The 26,633-nt window shown below is 74.5% G+C and carries 23 protein-coding genes; 16 read left to right on the forward strand and 7 right to left on the reverse strand.

From position 1 onward, the window contains the following. Positions 1–14 precede the first annotated feature (14 nt). From ACQUFX_RS01000 to ACQUFX_RS01010, 3 genes are read right to left on the reverse strand one after another with little or no spacing between them, the layout of a single operon-like run. Complete coding sequence (locus ACQUFX_RS01000; RefSeq protein WP_428964143.1) at positions 15–929, reverse strand: ABC transporter permease; 915 nt, start codon at positions 927–929, stop codon at positions 15–17. Further along, a complete protein-coding gene (gene nikB, locus ACQUFX_RS01005) occupies positions 919–1,866 on the reverse strand; it encodes a nickel ABC transporter permease (protein ID WP_428964144.1) in 948 nt (315 codons plus the stop codon). The genes ACQUFX_RS01000 and nikB overlap by 11 nt, the downstream gene beginning before the upstream one ends. Before the next feature lie 22 nt (positions 1,867–1,888). Beyond that, complete coding sequence (locus ACQUFX_RS01010; RefSeq protein WP_428964145.1) at positions 1,889–2,419, reverse strand: Lrp/AsnC family transcriptional regulator; 531 nt, start codon at positions 2,417–2,419, stop codon at positions 1,889–1,891. Between the two features lie 126 nt (positions 2,420–2,545). Here ACQUFX_RS01010 and ACQUFX_RS01015 point away from each other — a divergent pair, with 126 nt between their 5' ends. From ACQUFX_RS01015 to ACQUFX_RS01045, 7 genes are all read left to right on the forward strand, one after another. Next, entirely contained in the window at positions 2,546–3,589 is a 1,044-nt protein-coding gene (locus tag ACQUFX_RS01015; RefSeq protein ID WP_428964146.1) for an ABC transporter ATP-binding protein, read from the forward strand. Continuing rightward, the gene (locus ACQUFX_RS01020; protein ID WP_428964147.1) at positions 3,589–4,656 is read left to right on the forward strand and encodes an ABC transporter ATP-binding protein; all 1,068 of its coding nucleotides are present in this window, start codon (positions 3,589–3,591) and stop codon (positions 4,654–4,656) included. Before ACQUFX_RS01015 ends, ACQUFX_RS01020 begins: the two co-directional genes overlap by 1 nt. Continuing rightward, positions 4,653–6,095: an aldehyde dehydrogenase family protein gene (locus tag ACQUFX_RS01025; RefSeq protein ID WP_428964148.1), complete on the forward strand. Its 1,443-nt coding sequence runs from the start codon at positions 4,653–4,655 to the stop codon at positions 6,093–6,095. The genes ACQUFX_RS01020 and ACQUFX_RS01025 overlap by 4 nt, the downstream gene beginning before the upstream one ends. 5 nt (positions 6,096–6,100) lie before the next feature. Beyond that, the gene (locus tag ACQUFX_RS01030; RefSeq protein WP_428964149.1) at positions 6,101–7,042 is read left to right on the forward strand and encodes a hydroxyacid dehydrogenase; all 942 of its coding nucleotides are present in this window, start codon (positions 6,101–6,103) and stop codon (positions 7,040–7,042) included. A 38-nt stretch (positions 7,043–7,080) separates the two neighbouring features. Beyond that, entirely contained in the window at positions 7,081–8,259 is a 1,179-nt protein-coding gene (locus ACQUFX_RS01035) for an acyl-CoA dehydrogenase family protein (RefSeq protein ID WP_428964150.1), read from the forward strand. A 302-nt stretch (positions 8,260–8,561) separates the two neighbouring features. Further along, the gene (locus ACQUFX_RS01040) at positions 8,562–9,581 is read left to right on the forward strand and encodes a hypothetical protein (RefSeq protein ID WP_428964151.1); all 1,020 of its coding nucleotides are present in this window, start codon (positions 8,562–8,564) and stop codon (positions 9,579–9,581) included. A gap of 234 nt (positions 9,582–9,815) precedes the next feature. Next, positions 9,816–11,717 (forward strand): hypothetical protein, encoded by a 1,902-nt coding sequence (locus ACQUFX_RS01045; protein WP_428964152.1) that lies wholly within the window; start codon positions 9,816–9,818, stop codon positions 11,715–11,717. Here ACQUFX_RS01045 and ACQUFX_RS01050 read toward each other — a convergent pair. Continuing rightward, positions 11,672–13,786, reverse strand: a complete 2,115-nt coding sequence (locus ACQUFX_RS01050) for a hypothetical protein (protein WP_428964153.1) — start codon at positions 13,784–13,786, stop codon at positions 11,672–11,674. The two genes, ACQUFX_RS01045 and ACQUFX_RS01050, sit on opposite strands and share 46 nt — an antisense overlap. A gap of 294 nt (positions 13,787–14,080) precedes the next feature. On the opposite strand from ACQUFX_RS01050, the gene ACQUFX_RS01055 reads away from it, so the two are divergent. Next, on the forward strand, positions 14,081–15,577 hold the full coding sequence (locus tag ACQUFX_RS01055; protein WP_428964154.1) for a S8 family serine peptidase: 1,497 nt from the start codon (positions 14,081–14,083) through the stop codon (positions 15,575–15,577). Positions 15,578–15,667: 90 nt separating this feature from the next. Here ACQUFX_RS01055 and ACQUFX_RS01060 read toward each other — a convergent pair whose 3' ends face one another. Next, the gene (locus tag ACQUFX_RS01060) at positions 15,668–17,194 is read right to left on the reverse strand and encodes a ricin-type beta-trefoil lectin domain protein (RefSeq protein WP_428964155.1); all 1,527 of its coding nucleotides are present in this window, start codon (positions 17,192–17,194) and stop codon (positions 15,668–15,670) included. Positions 17,195–17,501: 307 nt separating this feature from the next. Between ACQUFX_RS01060 and ACQUFX_RS01065 the strand changes: the two genes are divergently transcribed. The 4 genes from ACQUFX_RS01065 (at position 17,502) to ACQUFX_RS01080 (ending at position 22,514) form a co-directional block, all read left to right on the forward strand. Beyond that, a complete protein-coding gene (locus ACQUFX_RS01065; RefSeq protein WP_428964156.1) occupies positions 17,502–19,148 on the forward strand; it encodes a beta-1,3-glucanase family protein in 1,647 nt (548 codons plus the stop codon). A gap of 311 nt (positions 19,149–19,459) precedes the next feature. Beyond that, positions 19,460–19,951, forward strand: a complete 492-nt coding sequence (locus tag ACQUFX_RS01070) for a sigma-70 family RNA polymerase sigma factor (protein WP_428966819.1) — start codon at positions 19,460–19,462, stop codon at positions 19,949–19,951. Between the two features lie 133 nt (positions 19,952–20,084). Then, entirely contained in the window at positions 20,085–21,125 is a 1,041-nt protein-coding gene (locus tag ACQUFX_RS01075) for a zf-HC2 domain-containing protein (protein WP_428964157.1), read from the forward strand. Positions 21,126–21,245: 120 nt separating this feature from the next. Further along, positions 21,246–22,514 (forward strand): hypothetical protein, encoded by a 1,269-nt coding sequence (locus ACQUFX_RS01080; protein WP_428964158.1) that lies wholly within the window; start codon positions 21,246–21,248, stop codon positions 22,512–22,514. 126 nt (positions 22,515–22,640) lie between these two features. Here the strand turns inward: ACQUFX_RS01080 and ACQUFX_RS01085 are convergent, their stop codons facing one another. Together ACQUFX_RS01085 and ACQUFX_RS01090 are read right to left on the reverse strand one after the other, a co-directional pair. Beyond that, positions 22,641–22,994: a DUF4913 domain-containing protein gene (locus tag ACQUFX_RS01085; protein WP_428964159.1), complete on the reverse strand. Its 354-nt coding sequence runs from the start codon at positions 22,992–22,994 to the stop codon at positions 22,641–22,643. Positions 22,995–23,248: 254 nt separating this feature from the next. After that, positions 23,249–24,460, reverse strand: a complete 1,212-nt coding sequence (locus ACQUFX_RS01090) for a CAP domain-containing protein (protein WP_428964160.1) — start codon at positions 24,458–24,460, stop codon at positions 23,249–23,251. Between the two features lie 185 nt (positions 24,461–24,645). On the opposite strand from ACQUFX_RS01090, the gene ACQUFX_RS01095 reads away from it, so the two are divergent. From ACQUFX_RS01095 to ACQUFX_RS01110, 4 genes are all read left to right on the forward strand, one after another. Next, positions 24,646–25,197 (forward strand): DUF6668 family protein, encoded by a 552-nt coding sequence (locus ACQUFX_RS01095; RefSeq protein WP_428964161.1) that lies wholly within the window; start codon positions 24,646–24,648, stop codon positions 25,195–25,197. Next, positions 25,181–25,516: a hypothetical protein gene (locus ACQUFX_RS01100; protein ID WP_428964162.1), complete on the forward strand. Its 336-nt coding sequence runs from the start codon at positions 25,181–25,183 to the stop codon at positions 25,514–25,516. The genes ACQUFX_RS01095 and ACQUFX_RS01100 overlap by 17 nt, the downstream gene beginning before the upstream one ends. Positions 25,517–25,604: 88 nt before the next feature. Continuing rightward, the gene (locus ACQUFX_RS01105; protein ID WP_157528000.1) at positions 25,605–25,910 is read left to right on the forward strand and encodes a hypothetical protein; all 306 of its coding nucleotides are present in this window, start codon (positions 25,605–25,607) and stop codon (positions 25,908–25,910) included. Positions 25,911–25,918: 8 nt separating this feature from the next. Then, positions 25,919–26,632: a hypothetical protein gene (locus ACQUFX_RS01110; protein ID WP_428964163.1), complete on the forward strand. Its 714-nt coding sequence runs from the start codon at positions 25,919–25,921 to the stop codon at positions 26,630–26,632. Position 26,633 lies beyond the last annotated feature (1 nt).

A 26,633-nucleotide genomic window follows, 5' to 3' on the forward strand; every position in this document is an offset into this window, starting at 1 on the left:
GTGGCCGGGGTGGGTCAGCGGCCGGATCTGCCGCGCAGTCGGGGGTCGAGGACGTCGCGGAGGGTGTCGCCCAGCAGGTTGAAGCCGAGGACGGTGATCATGATGCAGATGCCGGGCACCACCGACGGCCAGACCGACATCTCCATGAAGGACTTGCCGGAGGAGAGCATCGAGCCCCAGGAGGGCTGCGGGGGCTGCACGCCGAGGCCGAGGTAGCCCAGCGACGCCTCGATCAGGATCGCGTACGCGAGGCTGGTGGTGAACTGCACCGCGATCGGGGCGACCGAGTTGGGCAGGATGTACTTGAAGATGAGCCGGGTGTTGCTCAGCCCGACCGCCTGGCCGGACTCCACGTACGGCTCCCGGCGGATGGTCATCGCGGTGCCCCGCACGATCCGGGCGAAGCTGGGGATGAAGACGATGACCAGGGCCAGGATCAGGTTCTCCGTGCCGGGCCCGCGCGCGGCCACCACGGCGAGGGCAAGCAGCAGGGTGGGGAAGGAGAACATGATGTCGGTGGCCGGGGTGATGATCGCGTCGAGGACGCCCCGGTAGAAGCCGGCGAGCAGGCCCAGCACGACGCCGATCGCCCCGGCGCAGGCCACCACGATCAGGCTGACCGTCAGCGAGGTCCGCGCGCCGTACAGCGCCCGGCTGAGCAGGTCCCGGCCGGCCTCGTCGGCGCCGAGCGGGAAGGTCCCGCCGGGCGGGGCGAGCCGCTGGTTGGACATCGCGGTCGGGTCGTACGGGGCGATGAGCGGGGCGAAGACCGCGGCGGCGGTCATCAGCACGACGATGACCAGCCCGATCGCGCCGACCCGGTCCCGGGTGATCAGCCGCAGGATCTGCACGGCCCGGTGCTCGGGCCGGTCGGCGGTGTCGGGGCGGCGGCGCCAGGGCCGGCGGCTGGGGGCGGCTTCAGTGACCACTGCGCAACCTCGGATCCAGGTAGGTGTAGATGAGGTCGACGATGAGGTTGACCACGACGTAGAAGAAGGCCAGGAAGAGCAGGGTGCCCTGGACCACCGGGTAGTCGCGCTGGCTGATCCCGCGGATGACCATCGTGCCCAGGCCCGGCCAGGCGAAGACCTGCTCCACGATGACGGTGCCGCCGAGCAGCGCGCCGGCCTGGATGCCCAGCACGGTCACCACCGGGATCAGCGAGTTGCGCAGGGCGTGCCGGGCCACCACGGCCCGCTCGGCGAGGCCCTTGGCGCGGGCGGTCCGGACGTAGTCCTGGTTGAGCACCTCCAGCATGCTGGAGCGGGTCATCCGCATGCTGATCGCGGCGAGGCTGGCGCCGAGGGTGACGGCGGGGAGGATGAGGTACTTCAGGCTGCCCACGAAGCCCTCACCCTCGCCCGCGCCCTGCGAGGGCAGCCAGCCCAGGGAGACCGAGAAGACGTACACCAGCAGGATGCCCAGCCAGAAGTTCGGCAGGGACAGGCCGATCAGCGAGCCGATCCGGGTGCCCGCGTCGAGCAGGCCGTTGCGCTTGGTCGCGCTGAGCACCCCGAGCGGGATCGAGATGAGGATCGAGACCACCAGCGCCGAGACCGCCAGCAGGAGCGTGGACGGGAAGCGCTGCACGATCTCTTCGAGCACCGGCTGGCCGGTCCGCATCGAGGTGCCGAGGTCACCCTGGAGCAGACCGCCGAGCCAGTTCAGGAACTGCTGGTACACGGGCATGTCGAGCCCGAAGTAGCGGCGCATCTCCGCCTCGATCGCGGGATCGCCGAAGTCCTGTCCCATGATCGAACTGACCACGTCACCGGGGATCATGCGGATCACCAGGAACGAGATCACCGAGATCCCGAACAGGACCGGTACGACCGACAGCAGGCGGATCAGCATGATGCGCAGCACGGCTCGTTCTCCCTGTTCCGGCTCAGGCCCCGGGACCGGCGGCGCCGGGCTCCGGACCTGCGTCCAATGTGGACTCCTCGTCCCCCGTGACGGCGATGTCACGCGCCCACTCGTGGGCGCGCTTGGCGACCCGGAGCACCATCACCGACCGGCTCTCCATCACCCCGTCGAGGTGGCCGAGCCGCTCGGTCCAGAACCGGCGCATCGCGTTGCTGGAGGCGAAGTAGCCGACCGCGATGATGTCGAACTGACCGGTCACGTGGTAGACGTACGCGATCTCCGGCATCCCGGCCAGCTTGTCGATGAGTTGCTCGGTGGCACCGGGGGAGCTCTGGATCTCGAACAGCGTGTGCACCGGGCGCCCCATGAAGGCGGCGCTGGGGATCATCGCGAACTGCACCTGGCCCTCTGTGATCAGCCGGTCCAGTCGCCGCCGCACCGAACCCTCGGAGAGGCCGACCTTCACCGCCAGCGCGACGTTGGTCTGTCTCGGGTCCTGGACCAGCTCCCGGATGATGCTGCGATCCTTCTCGATCGAGCTCTTGGATGCCATCTCGCTCCAACTGATGTGAGTGACGTAATTCGTCGCTGCCGGGAGCCTAGACGACGAACATCGTCTGTGCAACACTCCCGGTTGACGAATGGCGGCGTTAAGGTGAACTAACTGCTGGGGGGTTCGATGGCCTTGCTGGAGGTGCGGGACCTACGTACCGAGTTCCGTGCTGCACGCGGTTCGGTGACCGCTGTGGACGGTGTCTCGTTCACCGTCGACGCGGGTGAGACGGTGGCGCTGGTGGGGGAGTCCGGCTGCGGGAAGTCGGCGACCGCGCAGTCCATCATGGGCCTGATCGTGCCGCCGGCCGGTGAGGTGACCGGCGGGCAGGTGCTCTTCGAGGGGCGGGACCTGCTGCGGTTGCGCCCCCGCGAGATGCGCGCGGTCCGGGGCAAGGGGATCGCGATGATCTTCCAGGATCCGATGACCTCGCTGAACCCGGTGCTGACCGTGGGCCGGCAGCTCACCGAGTCGCTGCAACTGCACCTCGGGCTGAGTCGCCGGGCCGCCCGCACCCGGGCGGTCGACCTGCTGGAGATGGTCCGCATCCCCGCCGCCGAGACCCGGCTCGGCTCGTACCCGCACCAGCTCTCCGGCGGCATGCGGCAGCGGGTGATGATCGCGATGGCGCTCTCCTGCGACCCCCGGCTGATCCTCGCCGACGAGATCACCACCGCGCTCGACGTGACCATCCAGGCACAGATCCTGGAGCTGCTGCGGGACCTGGCCCGGCAGACCCGGACCGCCGTCCTGCTCATCACCCACGATCTCGGGGTGGTCGCCGGCATGGCGGAACGGGTCAACGTGATGTACGCCGGCCAGATCGTGGAGCGGGCCGAGACGGTCGACCTGTTCCACCGCCCGCAGATGCCCTACACCTGGGGGCTGCTCGGCTCGGTGCCCCGGCTCGACCTGGCCCGGGGCGGCCGGCTGCGCCCGATCGCCGGCCGCCCGCCGGAGCTGTCGCAGATCCCGGCCGGCTGCCGGTTCGCCCCCCGCTGCGCCCACGCCCGCGAGCTGTGCCACGAGAGCCCGCCCGACCTCACCACCGTGCGCGAGAGCCCGGCCCGGGGCCAGCTCACCCGCTGCTGGGGCACAGGCCCCAGCGAGCAGGGCGGCTGGCTCACCACCCAGGACCGGTACGCCGACCAGATGACGGAGGCACGCTGATGTCCGAGGCCCCGGCCACCGCGTCCGACACCACCGACACCGCCGCCCCGGTTCCGAGCCTGCTGCGGGTCCGCGACCTGGCGGTCGACTTCAAGGTCCCGGTCCGCGGCTCGCTGCGGGCGGCCCGGCTGCGCGCCGTGTCCGGGGTGGACCTCGACATCCGCCGGGGCGAGATCGTCGGCGTGGTGGGGGAGTCCGGTTGCGGCAAGTCCACCACCGGTCGGGCCATCCTCCAACTCCTCAAGCCCAGCGAGGGGTCGGTGGCCTTCGACGGCACCGAGCTGACCACCCTGTCCCGGGGCCGGATGCGGGCGATGCGCCGCCGGATGCAGATGATCTTCCAGGACCCGTTCGCCTCGCTGAACCCCCGGATGAGCATCGGCGAGCTGATCGAGGAGCCGCTGCTGGTCCACTCGGACCTCTCCGCCGCCGGCCGCCGGGCCAAGGCGCTGGAGACCATGCAGCTCGTCGGGCTCAGCTCCCGCTGGCACGACCGCTACCCGCACGAGTTCTCCGGCGGGCAGCGCCAGCGGGTCGGCATCGCCCGGGCGCTGGTCAGCAACCCGGAGTTCGTCGTCGCCGACGAGCCGGTCTCCGCCCTCGACGTCTCCGTCCAGGCCCAGATCGTCAACCTGCTCGAACAGCTCCAGGAGGAGCTGGGGCTGACCATGATGTTCATCGCCCACGACCTGGCGGTGGTCCGGCACCTCTGCGACCGGATCGCCGTGATGTACCTCGGCACCGTCGTCGAGGTCGGCGAGTGCGAGGACATGTACACCTCGCCCCGGCACCCGTACACCCAGGCGCTGCTGTCGGCGGTGCCCATCCCCGACCCGCTGGTCGAGGTCGAGCGCAAGCGGCGCATCCTCAGCGGGGACGTGCCGAGCCCGCTCAGCCCGCCGACCGGCTGCCGGTTCCGGACCCGCTGCTGGAAGGCGCAGGACGTCTGCGCCACCCAGGAGCCGAAGCTCACCACCACCGGGGACGGCCACCAGGTCGCCTGCCACTTCCCGGAGAACCCCGGCCCGCAGGACCACCCCCTCGTCGCCGTGGCGGGTGACCGGTGAGCAGCCCCGTACCGCGGCACCTGAACCTCGTCGGCGGCGGGTGGGTCGACGGCGACCGGCGGGCGAACACCAACCCGGCCCGTCCCGGTGAGACCGTCAGCGAGTACGCCCAGGCCGGCCCGGAGACCACCCGGGCGGCGATCGCAGCGGCCCGCGCCGCCCAGCCCGGCTGGGCCCGCCGGCCCGTCGCGGAGCGGATGGCGCTGCTGGACCGGATCGGCACCGCCGTCCTGGCGCGGGTCGACGAGCTGGCCGTGCTGCTCGCTCGGGAGGAGGGCAAGCTGCTCGCCGAGGCCAGGGGCGAGGTCACCCGCGCCGGCCAGACCTTCCGGTACTACGCCCACCAGCTCCTGCAACCGGCCGGCGAGGTGTACGCCTCCATCCGGGAGAACGTGCACGCCGAGGTACGGCGACGCCCGCTCGGCGTGGTCGGGGTCGTCACGCCGTGGAACTACCCGCTGGCCATTCCGGCGTGGAAGGTCGCGCCCGCGCTCGCGTACGGCAACACGGTGGTGCTCAAGCCGGCCGAGCTGGTGCCCGCCTCGGCCGGGGAACTCGCCCGGATCATCGTCGACGCCGGCGCCCCGCCCGGCGTGTTCAACCTGGTGTTCGGCGCGGGCCGGGTGGTCGGCGAGGAGCTGCTCACCTCGCCCGACGTCGACGGCGTCTCCTTCACCGGCGGCGTGGACACCGGCGCGCACGTGGCCCGGCAGTGCCTCGCCCACGGCAACAAGCGGTTCCAACTGGAGATGGGCGGCAAGAACCCGCTCGTCGTGCTCGACGACGCCGACCTGGCGGTGGCGGTGGGCTGCGCGCTCGACGGCAGCTTCTTCAGCACCGGGCAGCGCTGCACCGCGTCCAGCCGGATCATCGTGCAGGCCGGCATCCACGACCGCTTCGTCGCCGCCCTCGCCGCGGCCGCCGACGCGCTGCGGGTCGGTGACCCGCTCGACCCGGCCAGCCAGCTCGGCCCGGTGGTCAGCCCCGACCAGCTCGCCCGCAACCTCGACTACGTGCGGATCGGCGCGGACGAGGGGGCCAGGGTGGTGGCCGGCGGCACGCACGACCCCGACGCGGGACAGTTCATGCGCCCCACCCTCTTCGCCGACGCGCGTTCCGACATGCGGCTGGCCCGGGAGGAGATCTTCGGCCCGGTGAGCTGCGTGCTCCGGGTCGAAGACCTGGACGAGGCGGTCGCCGTCGCCAACGACACCGCGTACGGGCTCTCCGCCGGCATCGTGACCACCTCGCTGGCGGCGGCGGAACGCTTCAAGCGGGACGCCCGCGCCGGCATCGTCACCGTCAACCTGCCCACCGCCGGGACGGAGCTGCACCTGCCCTTCGGTGGCACCGGCGCCTCCAACCACGGCCCCCGGGAGCAGGGCACGTACGCGCGGGACTTCTACACCGTGCCCGTCACCTGCTACACCGGCTGGTGAGCGGCGTGCCGACCCCGACGATTTTGCTCACCGAGCCCATCGCGGCCGCCGGGCTGGACCTGCTGCGCGCGGCCGGTGACGTGCGGATCGCCCACGCCACCGACCCGGCGACCCTGGCCGGGCCGCTCGCCACCGCCGACGCCCTGGTGGTGCGCTCCTCACCGGTGACCGCCGCGATGCTGTCCGGCGCACCCCGGCTGAAGGTCGTCGGCCGGCACGGCGCCGGGCTGGACGGCATCGACCTCGCCGCCGCGCAGCGGCTCGGCATCCCGGTGGTCAGCACCCCCGGCGCCAACGCCGAGTCGGTGGCCGAGTTCGTGATCCTGGCCGCCCTCGCCCTCGCCCGGCAGGCCCCGCTCGCCGCCGCCGCGCTGGCCCGGGGCGACTTCCCGGCCGGGCGGTCGCTGCCGTCCGCCGTGGTCGCGGCGGGCCTGACCGGCACCATGCTCGCCGGCCGTACCCTCGGCCTGGTCGGGCTCGGCGCGATCGGGCGGGGCGTCGCCGCCCGCGCCCGGGGGCTCGGCATGACCGTGCTCGGGTACGACGTCGCCGCCGTCGCCCCGCCCGAGGGGGTCCGCCTGGTCGACCTGGACCGGCTGCTGGCCGACTCGGACGTGGTGAGCCTGCACGTGCCGCAGACACCGCAGACCACCGGGCTGGTCGGTGCGGCCGCGCTGGCCCGGATGCGCCCCGACGCGCTGCTGGTCAACACGGCCCGGGCCGGGGTGGTGGACGCCGGCGCGGTCCTCGCCGCGCTCGACGCCGGCCGACTGCGCGGGTACGCCGTCGACGTGTTCGCCCCCGAGCCGCCGGACCCCGACCACCCGCTGCTGCACCACCCCCGGGTCTTCGCCACCCCGCACATGGCCGCGATGACCCAGGACGCGCTCGACGCCATGGCGACCGCCGTGGCGCGGGGCGTGATCGCGCACCTGACCGCGCGCTGAGCCACCCGACCTGGAACCCCGCCGGAAGGAAACCGACCGTGACCCTGCCCGTCCCCGCGCCCGCCCTCGCGTACGTCGGTGTCGACGACCTCGTCGACGACGAGACCCGGGACCTCCAGGCCGCCGTGCGCGAGTTCGTCGACCGGCGGATCCGTCCGCACGTCGCCACCTGGTACGAGGAGGGCCACCTGCCCGCCCGGGACCTGGCCCGGGAACTCGGCGAGCTCGGCGTGCTCGGCATGCACCTCGACGGGTACGGCTGCGCCGGCACCTCCGCCACCGCCTACGGGCTGGCCTGCTTCGAGTTGGAGGCCGGTGACTCGGGCCTGCGCTCACTGGTCTCCGTGCAGGGCTCGCTGGCCATGTACGCCATCTGGCGGTTCGGCTCCGAGGAGCAGAAGCAGCAGTGGCTGCCCCGGATGGCGGCCGGCGAGGCGATCGGCTGCTTCGGACTGACCGAGGCGGACTTCGGCTCCGACCCGTCGGGGATGCGGACCCGGGCCCGCCGCGACGGCGGCGACTGGGTGCTCACCGGCACCAAGATGTGGATCACCAACGGGTCGATCGCCGACGTCGCCGTGGTGTGGGCGCGGACCGACGAGGGGGTCCGGGGCTTCCTCGTCCCCGCCGGCACCCCCGGCTTCACCGCCCCGGAGATCACCCGCAAGCAGTCGCTGCGCGCCTCGGTCACCTCCGAACTCGTCCTCGACGACGTGCGGCTGCCCGCCGACGCGATGCTGCCCGGGGCCGCCGGCCTCTCCGGGCCGTTGTCCTGCCTCAACGAGGCCCGGTTCGGCATCGTCTTCGGCGCGCTCGGCGCGGCCCACGACTGCCTGGAGACCACCGTCGCGTACGCCCGCAGCCGGCAGATCTTCGACCGGCCGCTCGCCGCGTACCAGGCCACCCAGCTCAAGCTCGCCGACATGGGCCTGGAACTGGGCAAGGGTATGCTGCTGGCGCTGCACCTGGGCGCCCGCAAGGACGCCGGCACCCTCGACCACCGGCAGATCAGCCTCGGCAAGCTCAACAGCGTCCGGGAGGCGATCGCCATCGCCCGGGAGTGCCGGGCCATCCTCGGCGCGGCCGGCATCACCCTGGACTACCCGGTCATCCGGCACGCGGCGAACCTCGAATCCGTGCTCACCTACGAGGGCACCTCGGAGGTCCACCAGCTCATCATCGGTCAGGTGCTCACCGGCCACGCCGCGTTCCGCTGAGCCCCGCGACGGCCGGGCCGACACCGTCGATATTACTGAGGGTGACTCTCGTCGGGTTGACGGGGTTATGGATGTAATGCCTGTTCAAAGTGGTGTTGTGGGCGTCGCGTGAATGGTACTCATGGGGTGCTTCCTGCATTAATTCGGACATCGTGCGTTGGTGGAGGCGGTCGCCGGCAATAACTTTGGGTCATCGTCCGACGCCGAACCTCGCACCGGCCGGGACGCACCTTCGGATGTCCACATCCCCGCGTCAGGCGTCAGACCAGCGTGCCCCGGCCCCGAACCGGAGGGGGGTCCCGATGACTCGGGCCCCGGCAAACCTGCTGGCTGTTCGCAGCCTGCTCCTCACGTACCTCAACACCGACCCCGCCCGGGTCCGGGAGGACGACCTCGAGCCCGCCGAGGTGGGCATCGTCGGGGACGCCTCGCACCGGGGCGGCTACCACTGCGGCTCCGACCGGGTGGTGCCCAACGACTACTCGGTGGTCGAGTCGCCCCGGGACCGTAACGGCCTCACCATCGACGCCTCCGCGCTGGACGTCGGCTGGTTCGCGGTCCGCTCCGGCGGCAGCACCCACGACCTGCGGACGTTCTCGCGGTGGTGCGTCGCCCAGTGTGTCGCCGGCACGGCCGACACCCGGGACATCCGCGAGATCATCTACTCCCCGGACGGCACGACCGTCCGGCGCTGGGACCGGCTCGGCCGGCGCAGCACCGGCGACAACTCGCACCGCTGGCACACCCATTTCAGTTTCTTCCGCGACGCCACGAAGGCGGGCCGGAACCAGACCCCGCTGTTCCGCCGCTACCTGAGCACCATCGGACTGATCCAGGAGGACGACATGCCCAGCGCAGCCGAAGTGGCCAAGTACCTGATGGAGCAGTACCGGACCCCGGACGGGCGTACCCTCGCCGGCAGCCTGGACGCGCTGCTGCGCCCGGACGGGGGCAACAGCCTCGGCCGGCAGGTGACCCGGTCGGACACCGTCCCGGCGGTCCGCCCGCCGCACCACAACAGCGACTACGGGGACCCGGCGAACCCCAAGGTGGGCAACAAGGAGTGGACCGTCGGGTACACGTTGCAGACCATCGCCGAGACCGGGCGGGCGACCCGCGCCCAGGTCGCCGAGGTGCTGGCGCTGGTCGCCCAGCTCAGCGGCCAGGACCCGGTGGACGAGCCGACGATCGTCGCCGGGGTCCTGGCCGGGCTGTCGCCGGCGGCGATCGCGGCGGCGATCCCGACGGAGCTGGCCCGCCAGGTCGCCGACGAACTGGGCCGCCGGTTCAGCGGCGGCGGCAGCACCCCACAGGCGGCGTGACCGAGCCACCGCCCCGCCTGCCGGCACCATCACCGCCATCACGACCACCCCGACCAGCGCGACCATCACGACCACCACCCCGACCGCCACCGCCACCGGCGCCGCCCTGATCCGTGCGGCGCCGGTGGCGGTCGGGCCCGACCGCGCGCGCCGACCGACCGGGATCCTGTTTGAACCGTCCGGACCCCACTGCGTAGAAGGGAGCCGGGACGGGAGGATGGCGATGGACCGAGGGTGTGGAAGGCGATGGTGGTGATGCGGCGAGCCCTGGCTCCGGTGCTGCTGCTGGTCGGGGTCGTGCTGGTGGGTGCGGTGGTGCTCGCGACGGCGACCCCGGTCCGGGCGGCACCCGCTGCCGAGACCGGCAGGTACTACGTGGTCGGGCCACCGGTCGACGGCCAACGGGAGTACCTGTACGCCATCGCCCTGCGCACCCTCGGCAACGGCAACCGGTTCCGGGAGATCGTCCAGCTCAACGAGGGCCGCGCACAGCCGGACGGGGAGACCTTCACCGACGGTCTGACCCTGCGGCCGGGCTGGCTCCTCGTCCTGCCCCGGGACGCCAGGGGTCAGGGGGTACGGATCGGCCCGCTGCCGGCGTACGCGCCCCGGTCGACCCGGCCCACCCCCGCCGCCGTGGCGTCCAGCCCCACCCGGCCGAGCCCGCCGCCGAGCCGCGCCCCCACCACGGCGGCACCCTCCAGCACGGCCCCCACCACGGCGGCGGCCCCTGCGGCGGCCCCCTCCCGTCCCGCGTCCACCCCGCCGGTGGAGCCGACCCAGGCGGTCGCCCGGCCGCCCGCGCGACCCGACCGCGCCGGTGACCCGATCGACCCGCTGCTGATCCGGGGAGGCGCGGGCCTGCTGGCGGTGCTCTTCGCCGTGGCCGCCGTCGTCCTGCTGCGCCGGGGCGGGCACCGCCGGGGCGGGTTGGCGTTGGAGGACAACGGCCCGTGGCCGCCGCAGCGGCACCACACGCCCACCCCGGCCGAACTCGGCGCGGCCCCCGCGCCGCCGTCCGCTGCCGTCCCCGCGCCGCCGTCCGCGCCGCCGTCCGTGCCGCCGGTTCCCGCCTCCGTCCCACCGCCGGTACCGCCGCCCGCCCCACCGTCCACGGCCCCGCCGGCCGAGCCTGCATCGTCGACGCCTGCGCCGCCCGAGCCGGCAGCACCGAGGGCTCAGCCGCCCGAGCCGGCCCCACCGACGGCCCCGCCGCTGGTGTCGGCACCGACGGCCCCGCCGCCGGTGCCGACGCCGACTCCGCCCGCGAATCCGGCTCCGCCTGCGGTGCCGGGGTCGCCCGACCCGGCGGAACCGTCCCCGGTGTCGCCGGTGCCGCCACGTTTGCCGTCGGTCCCGGCACCGGTGTCGCCGGGGGCGGCCGAACCATCGGTGGCGTCCCGCCAGCCGGACCGCCCGGCGGTACCGTCCCCGCCGGGTACCACGGAAGGACTGTCGTCCGTGGCACCCGGGCCGGTGCCGGCGCCCGTCCCGCCGCCGGTGCCGCCCGGGAACCCGCCGGTGGCGGCGGCAAGCGGGCGGGAGATCCCCCGGCCGGTGGTGCCGGCGGAGGGGGAGGTGCCGTACCTGAGCGTCGACCTGGAGACCGAGGCCGGACCGATCCACGTCCGGCTGGTGGGGGTGGCGGCGGGACGGGGCGCGCCCGCGTACGCCTGGCTCGGGGAGGGGGAGCCCGCGCCCCCGGCGACCCTGCCGCTTCTCCTGGGCCGCAAGGGGCCCTGGCGGCTGCACGTGGACCTCGGCCGGGCCCCGGACGTGCTCACCCTCGTCGGGGCCGGCGAGGACTGCCGGCGGACCGCTGCCCTGTTCGCCCGGCAGTTGCGGGCTGCCGGGGTGGGGGTGGCCGTGCTCGGCGACGCGCTCGGGGCGGAACGGGTCGAGGGCCAGCGGAGCCTGTCCACGCTGCCGGAGCCGCCGGCCCCGGGACAGCAGCTACCGGAGCCCTCCATCGTGATCACCGCCGGCCTGCCGGACGGGACCGCCGCCGGGGCGCGGGGGCTCGCCGCCGCCACCGGGGGCCGGTGCGTCCCGGTGGTGATCGGCCCGGTACCCGGCGGGCGGTGGTCGGTTCAGCTCGGGGCGGGAGCCGGCCCGGGGGCGGGCGCCGGGGACTGAAGCCCGCCGACGGCGGCCGGCAGCGGGCCGGGTACCACCTCCGGGATCCGCTGCCAGGCCCCCGCCGCGGGCCGGTAGGCGCGGTGCACCCGGACCCGGTCGTAGAAGCGGCTGCCGAGGACGAGCTGCACCCCGGCCCGGTGCAGCCGGTCCGCCCGGGTCCGGACCAGGTCCAGCCCGGTCAGCATGGCGGCGGTGGAGCCGACGTCGACGGTCCGGCCCCGGGGCACCCGGACCTCCACCATCAGCCGGTCGGGCCGGACGGCCGGAGGCTTGCGGTACAGCCGGAGCCAGCCCCGGGGCAGTCCCCGGGACCGGGCCGGGAGCAGGGCGTACGCCCGCCGGGTGCCGAACCCGGGCCAGCGCCGGACGTCGTTGGGGAGCCCGGCGACCGACCGGGCGGCGGAGGCGCCCCGGATCCGCAGCGGCCCACCCGGCACCCCGTCGACGGGCGCCAGCCGCCCGAAGCCCGCCGACCGGAAGCCGCCGACGACGTGTACCCGGTCCAGCCGGGCCGCCGGGAGCAGGTAGGTGTCCGGGGCGCCGAGCAGGTACTGGAACCGCGCCGGCACGTGGGAGCGCAGCGCCGCCATCGGGATCGCCCCGCCCGGCCCCACCCTGATCCGCAGCAGGTGCCCGCCCGCCGGGGCCGACCGTGGGTCGAGGGAGGCGACCAGGAACAGTTCGGCGCTGGGCACCCCCTCGGTGGCCGACCGGGCGAGGTCGGCGGGGGCGGGCACGAAGGCCTCGAACTCGGCGGCGTTGACCTGCTGTCCCCCGCGCAGCCAGGGCGGCCCGTAGGCGGGGGCGCGGCGGCGCTCGGCGACCAGCGGCGGCCGGGGGACGGCGGGGACCAGCACCGCCACCGGTTCCCCGGTGACCTGCTCCGGCGCGGGGCCCGGGGCGGGCTCCGCCCCGGCCGCAGGGGCCGGGGACGGTCCGGCCGCAGCGGGCACGCCGGCCCCGGTGTCCGGCCCGGCGACGGGGGCGGCCGGGGCGGTGGGGGTGGCGACCGGGGCGACGACGATGCGCTGCCGGGCCAGCCGGGACACCAGCCGCCCGTCGGGGGTGGCTGCCAGGGTCGGCGGGCCGTCGGCGTACCTCGGCCGGTGGGCCTGCCAGGGCACGGCCGCTCCCGCCGGGTCGAGGGCGCGCAGGTCCCGCTGGTGGTCGATCAGCTCGGCCCGGCCGCCGGGCGGCGGGGTCCAGACGGTGGCCCCGGTGGTCTCGGCCAGCTCGGCGGCCTGCTCGGCCAGTTTCGCCTGCTCACCGGAGTCGGACGGCCAGGTCAGCCAGAGCCGCAGGTCCGCGCCGTAGAGGGGGAGGTCACCGAGCAGGGCGGCGAGCTGCCCGCCGCTGTGCACCTCCTGGGTACCGCTGTAGTTGCCGACCAGGAAGCCCCCGGAGCGGGCCGTGACGGCGACCGTGACCAGGTCCTCCGAGCCGCCGCCGAGCCGGTGCGCGGTGGCCCGCCGGGCCACGAAGTCCGCCCGGGTGGCCAGGGCGAGCCCCGCCGGCAGGGGCAGGCCGACCACGCCGGTACGGGGCCGGACCAGTCCCTCGTCCACCGCGAACCACCCCGGCAGGGGGGTGGCGAGGTCCGGGGGCTGGAGCACGATCCAGTCCATCGGCCGCCGGGTCACCCGGTCCAGGGGCAGGGCGTGCAGCGGTCCACCGCCGTCGGGGCCGTCTCCCGGGTCCCCGCCGCCAAGCTTCCGGGCAGTGATGTGCCGGATGTCGGAGCCCTCCGGGCTGATCAGCACGTCGTGCCCGAGCAGCCCGGCGACCTCGGTGAAGAGGTCGGTGTGCCGGGCCCCGTCGTCGGTGAGGATGCGGACGTCGTCGGCGGCCTCGCCGCCGCGCCGGACCAGGTCGGCGACGCCCCGGGCGTCGAGGGAGCGGCCCGGGTCGGTGGGCACCACCAGCCGGCCCTCCGGCCCGGGGGCCAGCCAGAGGTCGAACAGCCCGGCCACCCGCCGGTGCCGGCGCGGGTCGAAGCGTCGGGTCGCCGGTAGCCGGTCGATTCCCAGGTCGCCCGCCGTCCCCGTGCCCTGCCTGAGCGCTGTCACCCCCGCACCCTGCCTTCGTCTGCGCCGCGCGTCGCCGCCGGTCCCTTGTCGAGGGGCGTCCGTGTCCCACGGGCGGTTCGCGCCGGCGGACGCCCGGGACGCTCCCGGGTGTGCGCCGGAGCCCGGTCGCCCGGAGGAGATCTCCGCGTCATCGACGGCCGGTACCCTCGGCTGACCTCATGACGAGGATCATGGAAATCTGGTTCAGATTGATTTGAACGAACTCGGCCCTGATCCGCAATAGATGGTGAAGGCCGGCGACGCACGGCCGTGGTGACTGAAGGAGGACACCCAGTGCTGGCGAAGCGCTCGATCCTGGCCCGCCTGCTCGTGGTGGTGATGGCCGGCTGTGCGGTCCTGGCCCTGCCCCGGCCGGTGGTGGCGGACGCCACACCGGACGCCCAGGCCTACGTCAAGTTCTACGTGGTCGCGGCGGAGTACCAGGGCCAGCCGGAGAGCCTGACCGAGATCGCCCGCCGATTCCTCGGCAGCGGTGAACGGTCGGCGGAGATCTACCACCTGAACACCGGACGGGTGCAGCCGGACGGCGGCCGGCTGACCGACCCCGGCCGGCTCAAGGCCGGCTGGCACCTGGTCCTGCCGTGGGACGCCGCCGGCGAGGGGGTGCGGTACGGCCAGCTCCCCGCCGGGCCGAGCCCCACGCCGAGCCCACGCCGCAGCGGTACGGCGCGCCCCGAGCCCGACCCGGAGCCCCGCCCGAGCAGCCCGAAGCCCAGCCCCAGCCGGACGAGCGCCAGCCCCAAGCCCACGGGCGGCGGCTCGGCCGAGAAGTGCACCACCACCGTCACCGGGTCGCGCAGCCGCTCGGACTGGGCCCAGCTCCGGATGGCGGCCGACAGCGCCTGGAACCTGACCCGGGGCAACGGGGTCAAGGTGGCCGTGGTCGACACCGGGGTCGACGCGTCGCTCCAGCAGCTCAGTGGCCGGGTCGCGGTCGGGGCGGACGTGACCGTCGGCAACGGGCGGGGGGACACCGACTGCTTCGGCACCGGTACCGCGATGGCGGGCATCATCGCCGCCGACACCAGCACCGGGAACACCCCGGTGGGGCTCGCCCCGGACGCCACCATCCTGCCGGTACGGATGGTCCGGGCCTCGGGCAACGCCCGCCCGGCCGACGCCGCCACCGCCGTCGAGGTGGCGGTCAGCGCGGGAGCCTCGGTCGTCGCGCTCGGCTCCCACGTGGACCTCACCGACCCCGCCGTCCTGGCCTCGGTGGCCACCGCCCTCAACCACGACGTGCTGGTGGTGGCGGGCGCCCCGACGAAGCCGGTCAGCCTCCCCTCGCCCAGCGAGCGCTCCGGGGCGGGGGCGCTGCTGCTCACCGGCGGGGTCGGCGCGGGTGACCAGCTCGCCGAGGAGTACCTGGAGGGCATGGTGGAGGTCGTCGCCCCGGGCGTCGACGTGGCGAGCCTCGGGGTGGGCGGCGGCCGGGTGCTCAGCAACACCGGCACCGAGTTCGCGGTGGCCTTCGTCGCCGGTCAGGCGGCCCTGATCCGGGCCGCCTACCCGGAGCTGACCGCCGCGCAGGTGGAGGAGCGGATCCGCGCCACCGCCGACGCGGTCGGCGGGGAGCAGGCCGATCCCCGGTACGGCTCCGGCATGATCAACCCGGCCGCCTCGGTGTCCCGGCCGACCCAGGACAACCCGGTCTCCTCGGCACAGCAGGAGGAGGGGGGCAGCACCGGTGCGGCGATCTTCCTCGTCCTGATCCTGGCCCTGGCGGTCGGCGGCGGGGTGGTCTTCGCCATCCGGCTGCGGCGGCGGTGACCGACCGCCGCGACGCTGCGCGACGGCCGGTGCCCGGCCGTTCCTCCCCGCGCGGGAGGGACGGCCGGGCACCGACGTGACCGGGTCCGGTTACCGCACCGTCCAGGTCTGCTCGGGGTTGAAGACGCACCACCAGAGGTTCAGCGGCGCGCCCAGCTTCACCCCCTCGTGGTCCAGGCAGGACTGCGGAGCGAGCCCGCTCATCAGGGACTTGCGCTCCGGGTGCCACTGCCACTTCTGGGCCGCGTTGCCGGAGCAGTGGGCGAGCTGCACCGGCGTGCCGTCCGCCGTGTCCGCCCAGGCCACGTCCATGCAGAGGCCCTGGGAGCGGACCGTGCCGTCGGTGCGGAACACCCACCACTGCGAGGCGTCCTCGCGGCACTTCTGCAGGGTGAGGGGCGCCCCGTCGCCGCCCTTGCCCGAGCTGACGCAGTACCCGGTCCGGGCGTTGACCAACTGCTTGGCGCCGGTGGGCCGGCCCGGCTTGACGTCCTCTTCCTCCTCTTCCGGCGCGGGCGGCTCGTCCGGCTCGCCGGCGGGCGGCTTCGGGCTCGCGCTGGGGCTCGGCGACGGGTCGGCCTCGTCGCCGGTGGGCGAGGGCTCCGGTGAGGGGCTGGGCTCACCGGAGGGGGTCGGCGACGGGGACGCCTTCGGCTTGAGCCGGCCGTCGAGGGCGTAGAACTCGGTGAAGTCGCGCACCGTACGCGCGAAGGACTCGGTCGCGGCGTCCAGGTCGCCGCCGGCCTGCCGGACGGCGGTCGGCCCGTTCCGGAACGCCGCCAGCGCCAGCAGGTACGGGTCACCCTCCAGCCCGGAGAGGTCCTCGTGCAGGCCACACATGGCGAGGCCGACGGTGGGGATGGCCGCCTCCGGGTTCCAGGCCGAGGTCCCGTCCGGGCCGTACGTCTGCCACACCTCGGGCAGGAACTGGGCGATGCCCCGCCGGTCACCCGCGCCGAGCAGGTTCACGTCGAACCCGGACAGCGCCATCACCTGGGCGGCGACCGCCGGGGGTGGCACCTGCCCGCAGACCGAGCCGGCCTGCACGATCAGCCGGGTGTACTCGGCGGGTACGGCCTTCGGCTTCTGCGGGTCGGCGGTCGGCCGGACATCGCCGGAGCCCCCGAACGGCACCAGCCTGCCGTAGTACGCGGCGTACCCGGTGGCCTGGTCGACGTACTCGACGGCCGCGGGCGGGATCCCGTCGGTCTCGCGGACCGTGTCCAGACCACGGTGGAAGGCGGCCAGGGAGAGCCGCCAGGAGTCCCCGGCGACCTCCGTCAGCCTGAGTTGGCCGCTCAGGTCACACATCTTGTGCGCCAGCGCGATGATGTTCGCGGCGCTGTCCGAACGCTTCGCGCCGGGCCAGGGAGCCCACTTCTTCCAGGCCTCGTCGGTGAGCCCGGCGATGCCCTGACCACCCGAGGCGGTCCGGGTGGCCCGGGGGTCGAGCCCCGACTCGGCCATGAGCTGGCCGGCGAGCCGGGCGGGGGTGAGGGCGGGGCACGAGCGGGCGGCGGCCTGGATGGTCGTCAGGTGCTCGTCGGAGACGGGGCGGCCGGTCAGGTCGTCGTCGCGGGCCGAGGCGACGCCCCAGCCGACGGCGGCGACCACCATGCACAGCACCGCGAGACCGGCGGCGACGGCTCCGGCGGTACGGCGTGGGATCCGACCGAGTCGTGATCGGACGGACGCGGAATCGGGGTTCACGGGGTCATCCCTTCCGGCGTGTACGACATCGCTCACGTGACGGACGGGCGATGTTCCTGGTTCACCGGGTTCGAATCGGATCAGTGGATTTTTGGTCCGGTCGATATTGAACCGACGGCGGTGCCGAGCCGTCAACGTGGCGGGCGCGGGGTTGCTCGAAAGGTCACGCCACGGGCCTTCCCGCTGGTCAGGGCGTTAAGTGGAGGTTAAGTCCATGTTGACTCGACGTAAGGTGCTCGGGCTGGGGCTCGCCGGGGCCGCCGCCGTGGGCGTGCCGATGCTGGCGGCCCCCCTCGTCTCCCGGGCCCGGGCCTCGGGCGGCCTGCCGCTGACCGTGGTGAACAGCACCGGACGGTTCGACAACGCGGCGATCCACATGTACGTCGTCGGGACGAGCCTGGAGACCGGCCAGATGGGGTACGTCCGGGAGAGCGGCCGGTTCACCCCCGCCAGCCCGGCGGACAACGGGGCGGACGGCTTCGCCGCCATCGGGGTGCCGCTGGCCGCCGCCGGGGAGACCCGGTTCGCCCTGCCGATGATGTCCGGCCGGATCTACTTCTCGATCAACGGACGGCTCCGGTTCACCGTGGTCACCGACGGCGAGGGCCGCCCGGCGCTCCAGTACCCGGTGGGGTGGGTGGAGGGCGACCCGGCGTACGGGGTGCTCCACGACTGCTGCGAGTTCACGTACAACGCGGCGGGGATGTTCTGCAACACGACGATGGTCGACATGTTCAGCATCCCCATGTCGATCCGGCTCAGCGGCAGCAGGGAGCAGTCCACCGGGAAGCTGGTCGACGGGGGCCGGGACGCCGTCTTCGCCGAGCTGTCCCGGCAGCCCGGCTTCGAGCGTCTGGTCGTCGACGGGCTGCGGGTCATCGCCCCGGGCAAGGGGATCGAGACGGGCCGCTTCGCCCCGACCTACTTCGACGGTTACGTCGGCGAGATCTGGGACCGGTACAGCCGGACCGACCTGCGGATCACCACCGACCGGGGCCGGTTCACCGGCCGGGTCGTCGACGGGCGGCTGACCTTCGACAACGGGGTGTCCCTCGCCCGGCCCTCCACGCTGGACGTCTTCTTCTGCCACGGGGCGCTCGCCGCCCCGAACGACGGGGTGACGGGGCCGATCGCGGCGGTCGTCGGCGCCGGCTTCAACCGGTCCGTGCTGGACCAGCCCGACCAGCCCACCACCAACCGGGACGCCTTCTACCAGCATCCGGTGACCAACCACTACTCCCGCGTGCTGCACCGGCACTCCGCCGACGGCAGGGCGTACGGCTTCCCCTTCGACGACGTGGTCGACGACGCCTCGTTCATCCAGGACCACGCCCCGGGCCAGGTGACCATCACCCTGACCCCCTTCGGGGCCGGGTCGGGCGAGGACCCGCCGCCCGCCCCCCGGGAGACGGTGGTCGTGCCGCCGGTCCCCGTCGACGGCGGGCCCCGGGGTGACCGGGGAGTCGACCGGGAGATCGCCGCGGCCAGCTTCGACCACGAGCACGGGGTCCGGAAGGAGCCCTCCGCCGGGGGTGGGGAGCACGTCGGGTTCCTCGCCGCCGGCGACTGGATCGGGTTCCGGGGCGTCGACTTCGGCGGCGAGCCGGTGACCCGCTTCGAGGTCGCGTTCGCCTCCGGGGCGGAGGGCGGGATCTCCGGCCTGATCGAGGTACGCCTCGGCGATCCGGGCGGTCCGCCGGTGGGGACGATCGCGGTCGCCAACACCGGGGGCTGGCAGAACTGGCGGATCGTCCCCGGCACCCTCGCCCCGACCACCGGGCGGCACGACGTCTACCTGACCATCGCCAGCGGTCAGCCCGAGGAGATCGGCAACATCCGCTGGGTGCGGTTCGCCCGGTGAGCCCGTCCCTCGCGCCCGCTCCCGAGCGGCGCCGCGTCGCCTCCACAGTGGCAGCCGTCCGACCGGTTGACCCGGCCGGCCGGCGTGCCGTCCAGCGGCGGCACCGCCTCCCGGTCGATCGACGGCCCGGCGCACCGTCCGATGGGTACGGTTATCCTCTCCCCTTGAGTGGGCTCGGCGTCGATGCGTCGGCGCGACCGTACGGGTGCGACCCGTACGTCAGGGGGAGGCGTTCTGTGTCGGCGGTGCCCAACGAAGCGCTCGGGCCGGGGGCCGGTGACGCCGTGGCCGAGCGGGTCGCCCCCGAGACACTGATGCGGCGGATCCACGAGCAGTACCGGACACCCCTGCTGCGGTTCCTCACCCGCCTGGTCCTCGGCCAGCAGGAACTCGCCGAGGACCTGGTGCAGGAGACCTTCCTGCGGACCTGGCGGAACCTGGAGACCCTGGCCGCCGACCCCCGTCGGATCGCCCCCTGGCTCTACACGGTGGCCCGGCACGTGGCCATCGACGCCATGCGGTCCCGGCAGGCCCGGCCCGCCGAGGTCAGCCTCCCCGACCTCAACCGGCTGTCGTCGGTCGAGGACGAGATGGACCGGGTGGTCAGCACCCACACGGTCCGGCTCGCCCTGCGACAGATCAAGCCGGAGCACCGGGAGGTGCTGATCGAGATGTACTACAAGGGAGCCTCGGTGGCCGAGGCCGCGGCGAGACTCGGGATACCGGAGGGTACTGTAAAATCCAGGACGTACTATGCGGTGCGCGCGCTGCACGCAGCGATCGGTCCGACCGAGCCCTCCTGATGTCTCCTGGCCTGTTGTCTCCCGGAGCCGTCCGGATGCCTCGTCGCCCCGGATCCTCGCTCGATCACCGGCACGGATGCCGCCCTGGGGGCCGTCACACCGGCTGCGGTGTCGTCGGGTGGGGAAGGGGGGCATGATGCGCACCAGCGGTGAGAACCCGACCGCCGAGCACGCCGCGCTCGCTCTCTACCTGATCGGCGCCCTCGACGAGGCCGAGCGGGTGGCCTTCGAGGAGCACCTCGCCGGCTGCTGGGAGTGCCTGTCCGCGGCCGGTGACATGGGCAGCGTGACCAGTGCCCTGGGCGGTCTGGACGCCGCCGACTGGGCGGAGTTCGCCGACCTGCCGCCGTTCACCCTGGACCCGACCGCGGGCCCGGCCCCGACCGCGGGCCCGGCCCCGACCGCGGGCCCGGCCCCGACCGCGGGCCCGGCCCCGACCGCGGGCCCGGCCCCCACCGCGGGCCCGGAATCGTCGGACGCCCGGGGCCCGCTCCCGGACGTCCCCGAGCCCGCCGCCGGGGCGGCCACGATCGGGCCGGCCGCCGTGGAGACGGCCGCCGAGCAGCCGTTGCGGGGTGAGCCGGGGGACGGTGACGGGTCCCCGGCCGAGCCGGCGGGGGCCGGTCCGGCCCCGGTCGGCCGACAGCGCCCGGCGCGGGGCCCCGGGCCGCGTACCGTCGGGTCGGTGCGACCGGGCGGAACCCGGCCGGAGGCGGAATCGGGTCCGGCGGCCCGCCCACCCCGGGGGCGGCCCGCCGGTGCGTCCCGGCGTCGCCGGTTCCTGCTCTGGGGCGGGGTGGCCGCCGCCGTCGTGGCCGTGGCCCTCGCCGGTGGACTCGTGGCCGGCTTCGGCCTCGGCGACCGTAACGACGTGGTGCTGACGGCGACCGGAGAGGCGCGTGACCAGGGGGTCAGTCTCTCGGCCACGATCACCACCGACGAGGACCGGGGCTCCACCATCCGGATCACCGCCACCGGCCTGCGCCAGGGGCTGCGCTACCGCCTCTTCGCGGTGACCCGGGACGGCAGCACCCACGTGGTACGCGACTGGACGGCCTCCACCGGCACCCAGGAGGTGACCGGCGAGCTGGCCGTACCCGTCGACGACCTCGCCTTCGTCACGGTGGGGCTGGTCGACGGCACGGCCGTCGTCACCGCGCCGATCTCCCGCTGAGCCCACCCGTCCGCCCCCTTTCCACCGGGGCGGACGGGCACCGGCAGATCGCCGTGAACCTCCGCTGGGTGCTGACCGTAGAGCCTCGGACGGCCACGACCGAGGCGCCCGGAGGCACCGATGACCACACCGATCCCGCCCCTCCCGTACAGCGAACGTGACCTCCAGGTGCAGGCGCTGGAGATCCTCCGCGCGGATCTCGACCGGGTCCGGTTGGACTTCGTCACGTCGAGGCAACTGGGCATCGCCGGGGAGCTGCGCGAGGCGATGGACTTCGTGGTGGCCAGGCAGGACGTGATCGACGGCGAGCAGCGCCGGGAGTACCGCGACCGGCGCGCGCTCGACGCCGCCCGGCGCAGGCTCGACGGACCCGAGGTGCTGCGCCGGCAGGACCGCGGCCCCCGGCATCCCGACGCCGGCCTCCGGGGCGCGGTCCGCCGGCAGGTCGACCTGGCAACCCGGATGGTCAGGCGGCTCCGCAACCGGCTGGACCCCGACCGGCCCCCGAGGTGGCCCGACGCCGGGCAACGCCGCACGGCGCCGGCCGCCCACCCGGGCTGGCCATCCGCTGCTGTGGGCAGCAGGGGCGGGGCGGACCGCCTGCCGACCACCGGCACGGTCCTGGGCCCGGCCGTGGGGTACGGGTCGGGCGTCGGCGGTGGACCGCCCATGGGGACCGGGCCGGACATGGGCGGTGGGCTGCCCATGGCGGGTGGGCCGGACGTGGCCGGTGGCCGGTTCACCGGCGCTCCCGGCGGCGCTCCGTACGGCCCGGCCGGGGTCGTCCCGGCCCCGTACCAGGTGCCGGCCGGGCCGGTGGTGCTCACCGCCGAGCAGGAGGCCGTCCGGCGCAGCCTGGTCGCGCGGGAGGTGGCGAAGCTGATCAGTGCGAGCGAGGCCCTGCGGCTGCTGCACGACAACGACCGCCTGCGGGTGGTGTCCGACTTCCTGCTGCCCACCCGCGCCCCGGCGGGCCAGGCGACGGGCCACCTCCCGACGTCACCGCTGGAGACCACCCCGGAGCGGACGCGGTCGTCGCCGACGACGCGCGTCGAGCCGCCGCGACCCGAGATGACGAACGTGTCCCCGACGTCCGACCTGTCCTCGCCCGCGCTGACGGCCGTCGGTCCACCGGGCCCCGCCCAGGGGCAGCGCAACGATCCGTCCCGGCAGACGCCCGCCACCGTGGCCACGATGACGTACGCGCCGGGCGGCGGCGGGTCCCTCACCGAGGGACGGCGCAGCGGCGACTGGGACGTCGCCCGCGTCAGCACCCAGGCGGCCCTCCGGTCCAGCGGCTACGACTCCGTCGAGATCACGCCGATGCCGTCGCCGGTGCTGAAGGCGGCCGAGCCGACGACCCCGGCAGCGAACCGCGGCAGGCGCTGACCATGGTCCCCGCTGCGGCGGGTCGGCCCGTGTCGCCGTGGGTCCGTGGTGCCGTGGGTCCGTGGTGCCGGTGCGGCGAGCCCGGTGCCGGTGCGACGGCCCAGGGCACCCGCACCGGGCCGCCGGTCAGAACGGGTCCATCTGCGGGATCTCCTTGGGGCGGTGCGTGCCCGCCTTGCAGCCGGCGAACGGGCCGGAGGGGTCGCGGAGCGAGTTCATCACCGGGCCGAGGTAGTCCCGGTGCCAGTTCGCCGGCCCGCAGAACCCCGCCTGCGGGCGGGTCATCTCCTGCCAGGCCATCCACAGCCCGTAGAGCTGGGCGACCGCCTCAGGATGCAGCCACCACCGGGGACACCAGGGCGCGCCCGAGGAGACCTCCCGGAGGTAGACCGGTACGAGCAGGTGCCGGACCCACATGGTGAGCATCCGTAGCGCCTCCAGGTGCTGCGCACCGTCGAGGTAGAGGATGAACGGTGCCACCGGCGGTGGTGGGCTCTGCGGTGGCGCGGCCTGCGGTGGCGCGGCCGATGGCCCGCCGGGCTGCGGAGGGCCGGGCTCGGGTGGTCCGGCCGGCGCCGGCTGCCCGGGGGCGGACGGCACCGTCCCGGCTGGCGCCTCCCCGTACCCCGGTGTCCCCGCGGCGTGGTCCTGGATCGTCACTGCTGCGTCTCCCTCCCGCTTCGCTGGTCTCGATCGGTGCTGGCGTGCCGTGCCGCTGGTCGGGTCCGGGCGGCTCAGCGCGGTGCGGCGAACTTCTGGGTCCAGTACGTCTGGTCGCCCCGGGTGACCATGCCGACGCCGAGTTCGGTGAAGGCGCAGTTGAGGATGTTGGCGCGGTGGCCGGGGCTGTTCATCCACGCCTCCATCACCGCCTCCGGCGAGGCCCGGTTGATGGCGACGTTCTCCCCGTAGGTGCTCCACGAGTAGCCGGCCCGGTCCAACCGGTCCCCGACGGTGCTGCCGTCGCTGCCGGTGTGCGACATGTTCCGGTGGTCGGCCTGGTCCTGGCTGTGCCGCTGGGCCGCGGTCGTGAGCCTGCCCTCGGTCCGGACCGCCGGGCAGCCGGCCCCGGCCCGCTCGGTGTTGACCAGGCCGAGCACCTGCTGTGCCTGCCCGGAGGGTGGGCTCTCCTCCGGCTCGTCGCCGTCCCGCGCCTCGTCCGGCGCCTCGTCCCCGCCGCCGGCCGCGCCGCCGGGACCGCTGGTGGTGGGCGTCTCGTGCGGCGGGCCGATGATCCCCATGTACTTGGCGAAGTACGCCCGCACCCGGACCACGTACTCCTGGGCGTCGCTCTCCGGCGGGATCCCCCCGGCCTCCCGGACCGCGTCGATGCCCACCCGGTAGGCGGCCAGGGTCAGGTCGAGCGGGTCCCCGATCGCCTGGTTGTCGTCCAGCAGTTGCTGGACGTCGTCGGCGAGGTCGCACATGTACGTCGCCTGCGCCATGATCGAGTCCTCCGGGTCCAGGGCGCTGGTCTCGTCGTTGTCGTCGGTGTCCTCCCCGTACTCGTCGAAGATCTCGGGCGTGAGCTGGGAGATGCCGAGCCGCCCGTCCTCGCCGACCTTCGCGGCGTACCAGGCGGACTCCACCTCGATCTGGGCGGCGATGACGACCGGCCCGATCTCGCCGCAGGTCTCCCCGGCGTCCTCCAGGGTGTCGCGCAGCCCCACCGGGATCTGGGCCGGGTCGAGTTCCCCCTTGCCGTCGCCCCGGCTCGCGGTGATGGACTCCTCGGCGGCCTGGTTGACGTCGAAGGCCGGTGACCCCCCGCCGGTGAACAGCATGATCAGCAGGATCAGGGGGAGCAGCAGGATGTAGATCGCGCTCATCACGAGGACGAAGGCGCCCCCGATGAGCAGCGCCGGGGGTGCGCCGAGCAGCACCAGCGCGAGCAGGATCAGTCCACCGATCACCGCCGCCTTGCTGGCGCCCGACTGCTCGTTCACGTCGTCTCCCGCAGGGTCGTGCTCGCCGACAAAAATTTCCGAACTCGTCTTGAACCGGGGGCCGGGACGCCCCGTAGAGGCGTCCGTCGACGACCCGGACGCCCTACCAACGGGGCCGGAACCCGGTCGGTTCACGGCGGGTCGTCGACGGGTCGGAAATCAGACGTACGGAGGAGGTGGGTGGCATGGGGCCCACGACGACCCTCGGCCCGGCGCCGCACGTGCCACCGGGACGGGTGCCGGTGCCGCAGGGGTACGGCCCCGCCGCGCCGCCCCGCCGGTCCCTGTCCGAGGAGGGGGTCGGCTGGATCGCGGCGCACGGTGGGGCCGGTACGACGACCCTGGCCCGGCTGTTCGGCGGCGTCGACCTCGGCTGTCGGTGGCCGGACGCGGCGCTGGCCGAACCCGCGGCGGTGATGCTCGTCGCCCGGACCAACGCCGAGGGGATGCGCGCGATGTCGCGGGCCCTGAACGCGTTGCGGGAGGGGCGGCACCCGCCGGGCATGCGGCTGACGGGGTTGGTGCTGCTGGCGGACGCCCCGGGTCGGCTCCCGCTGGCGCTGTCCCGCCGCATCCGGGTGCTGCGCTCGGTCGCGCCGGTGCACCGGGTGCCGTGGATCCCGTCCTGGCGGCTGGGTCAGCAGCCCGCGAAGACACCGAACGCCCTGCTGCGGCTGGCCACGGCGGCCGGTCTGCGCCTCGACGCGAAGGGGGACGGTCGTGACCGGCGTCCGTGAGCTGTGGTGGCATGTGTCGGTCCTCGCCGCCGAGCCGCCGCGACCGGAGATCGACCGTCCCGTACCGCCGGGTCAGTTCAATCCGCTGGCCGGTGACGGTGAGGCCCTCGACCTGCTCAACCTGCTCGCCTGGTGCATGACGGCGGCGGCGGTGGGCGGCCTGATCATCGTCGGCATCCAGATGGCCATCCAGCTCAACCGGGGTACCCCGGGTGAGGAGTCCGACCACTTCCGTGGGCTGGCGTTCATCGCCCTGGCCTGCATCCTCGGGGCCGCCGCCGGCCCGATCGTCTCCATCTTCGGCGACCTCGGTCTCTGACCCGGTCGTACCCGGTGCCCCGACGCGGGGCACCGACCCCCCGGGCCCGCCCCCGGCCCGGTCCAGCCCGTTCCCAAGGAGAAACGCCATGTTCGAGAGCCTCGCCCTGCTCGCACCGGCCGGCCTGGTCGCCCGCCTCCCACAGGCCGTACCGCAGCCGGAGCCGGGTGGTGCGCCGGAGGAGCTGACGGGTCTGGTGGACACGCTGCTGAACCTGCTCGCCTGGACGGGCACCGCCGCCGGGGTGGCCGGTGTGCTGATCACCGGCGCGATGATGGGCATCTCGATGAAGCGGGGCGAGAGCTCCGAGCACCTCTCCCGGCTCGGCCTGGTGCTGTGCGGCTGCATCCTGGTCGCCACCGCCGGCCCGGTGGTCGAACTCTTCTTCGAGTGACGGCGGGGATGTCGAGTAGTGCGGGCCGGCGGCGTCAGCGGGCGGAGCAGCCGTTCTGGACCGAGCGCAGCTTCGTCCTCTCCGCCTTCTTCGTCGCCGGCATCCTGGTGATGGCGGGGCTGGTGCTGGTCACCCGGTCCGCCGACGAGCCGACGACGCCCCGCGCCCCCGCCGGGCAGGTGGCGCTCACGGACTGTCCGCCGGTCCCGGCCGCGCCCTCGGGCCGGGCCCAGCCGCCGGAGGACGCGACGTGGCGGACCTTGGAGGCGGGCCACGTGATTCCGCTCTCCGCGACCGAGGGGCCGACCCGGGCCGAGGGGGACGTGCTGCGCTGCTTCGCGCGGTCCCCGATGGGTGCGGTGCTGGCCGCGTACACCATCCCGGTCCTGTTGCACGGCCCGCAGTGGCGCGCGGTGCTCGACCGGCAGGTGGTGGCGGGGCAGGGCCAGGAGATCCTGGCGGCCCGGCTGGAGATGCTCGCCGGCGGCCCGGTGCGTCGGGTCGACGGCCGGTACGAGGGCTTCGCCGTCGACCGGTACTCGCCCGAGGCGGCCACGGTGCAGCTCCTGGTCCGGGGCTCCACCGGCGGCTACTCGGCGAGCCGGATCGAGCTGCGCTGGGACGGTGCCGACTGGCGGCTCCAGCCCTCCGCCGTCGGGCAGTTGTACCAGCCGGTCGGCGAGGTCCTGGGCAGCGCCGGCTACACCCTGTGGAGGCCCTGAC

Origin of the sequence: Micromonospora fluostatini, from assembly GCF_050410825.1 — a bacterium.
Taxonomy (GTDB): Bacteria; Actinomycetota; Actinomycetes; order Mycobacteriales; family Micromonosporaceae; genus Micromonospora; species Micromonospora rosaria.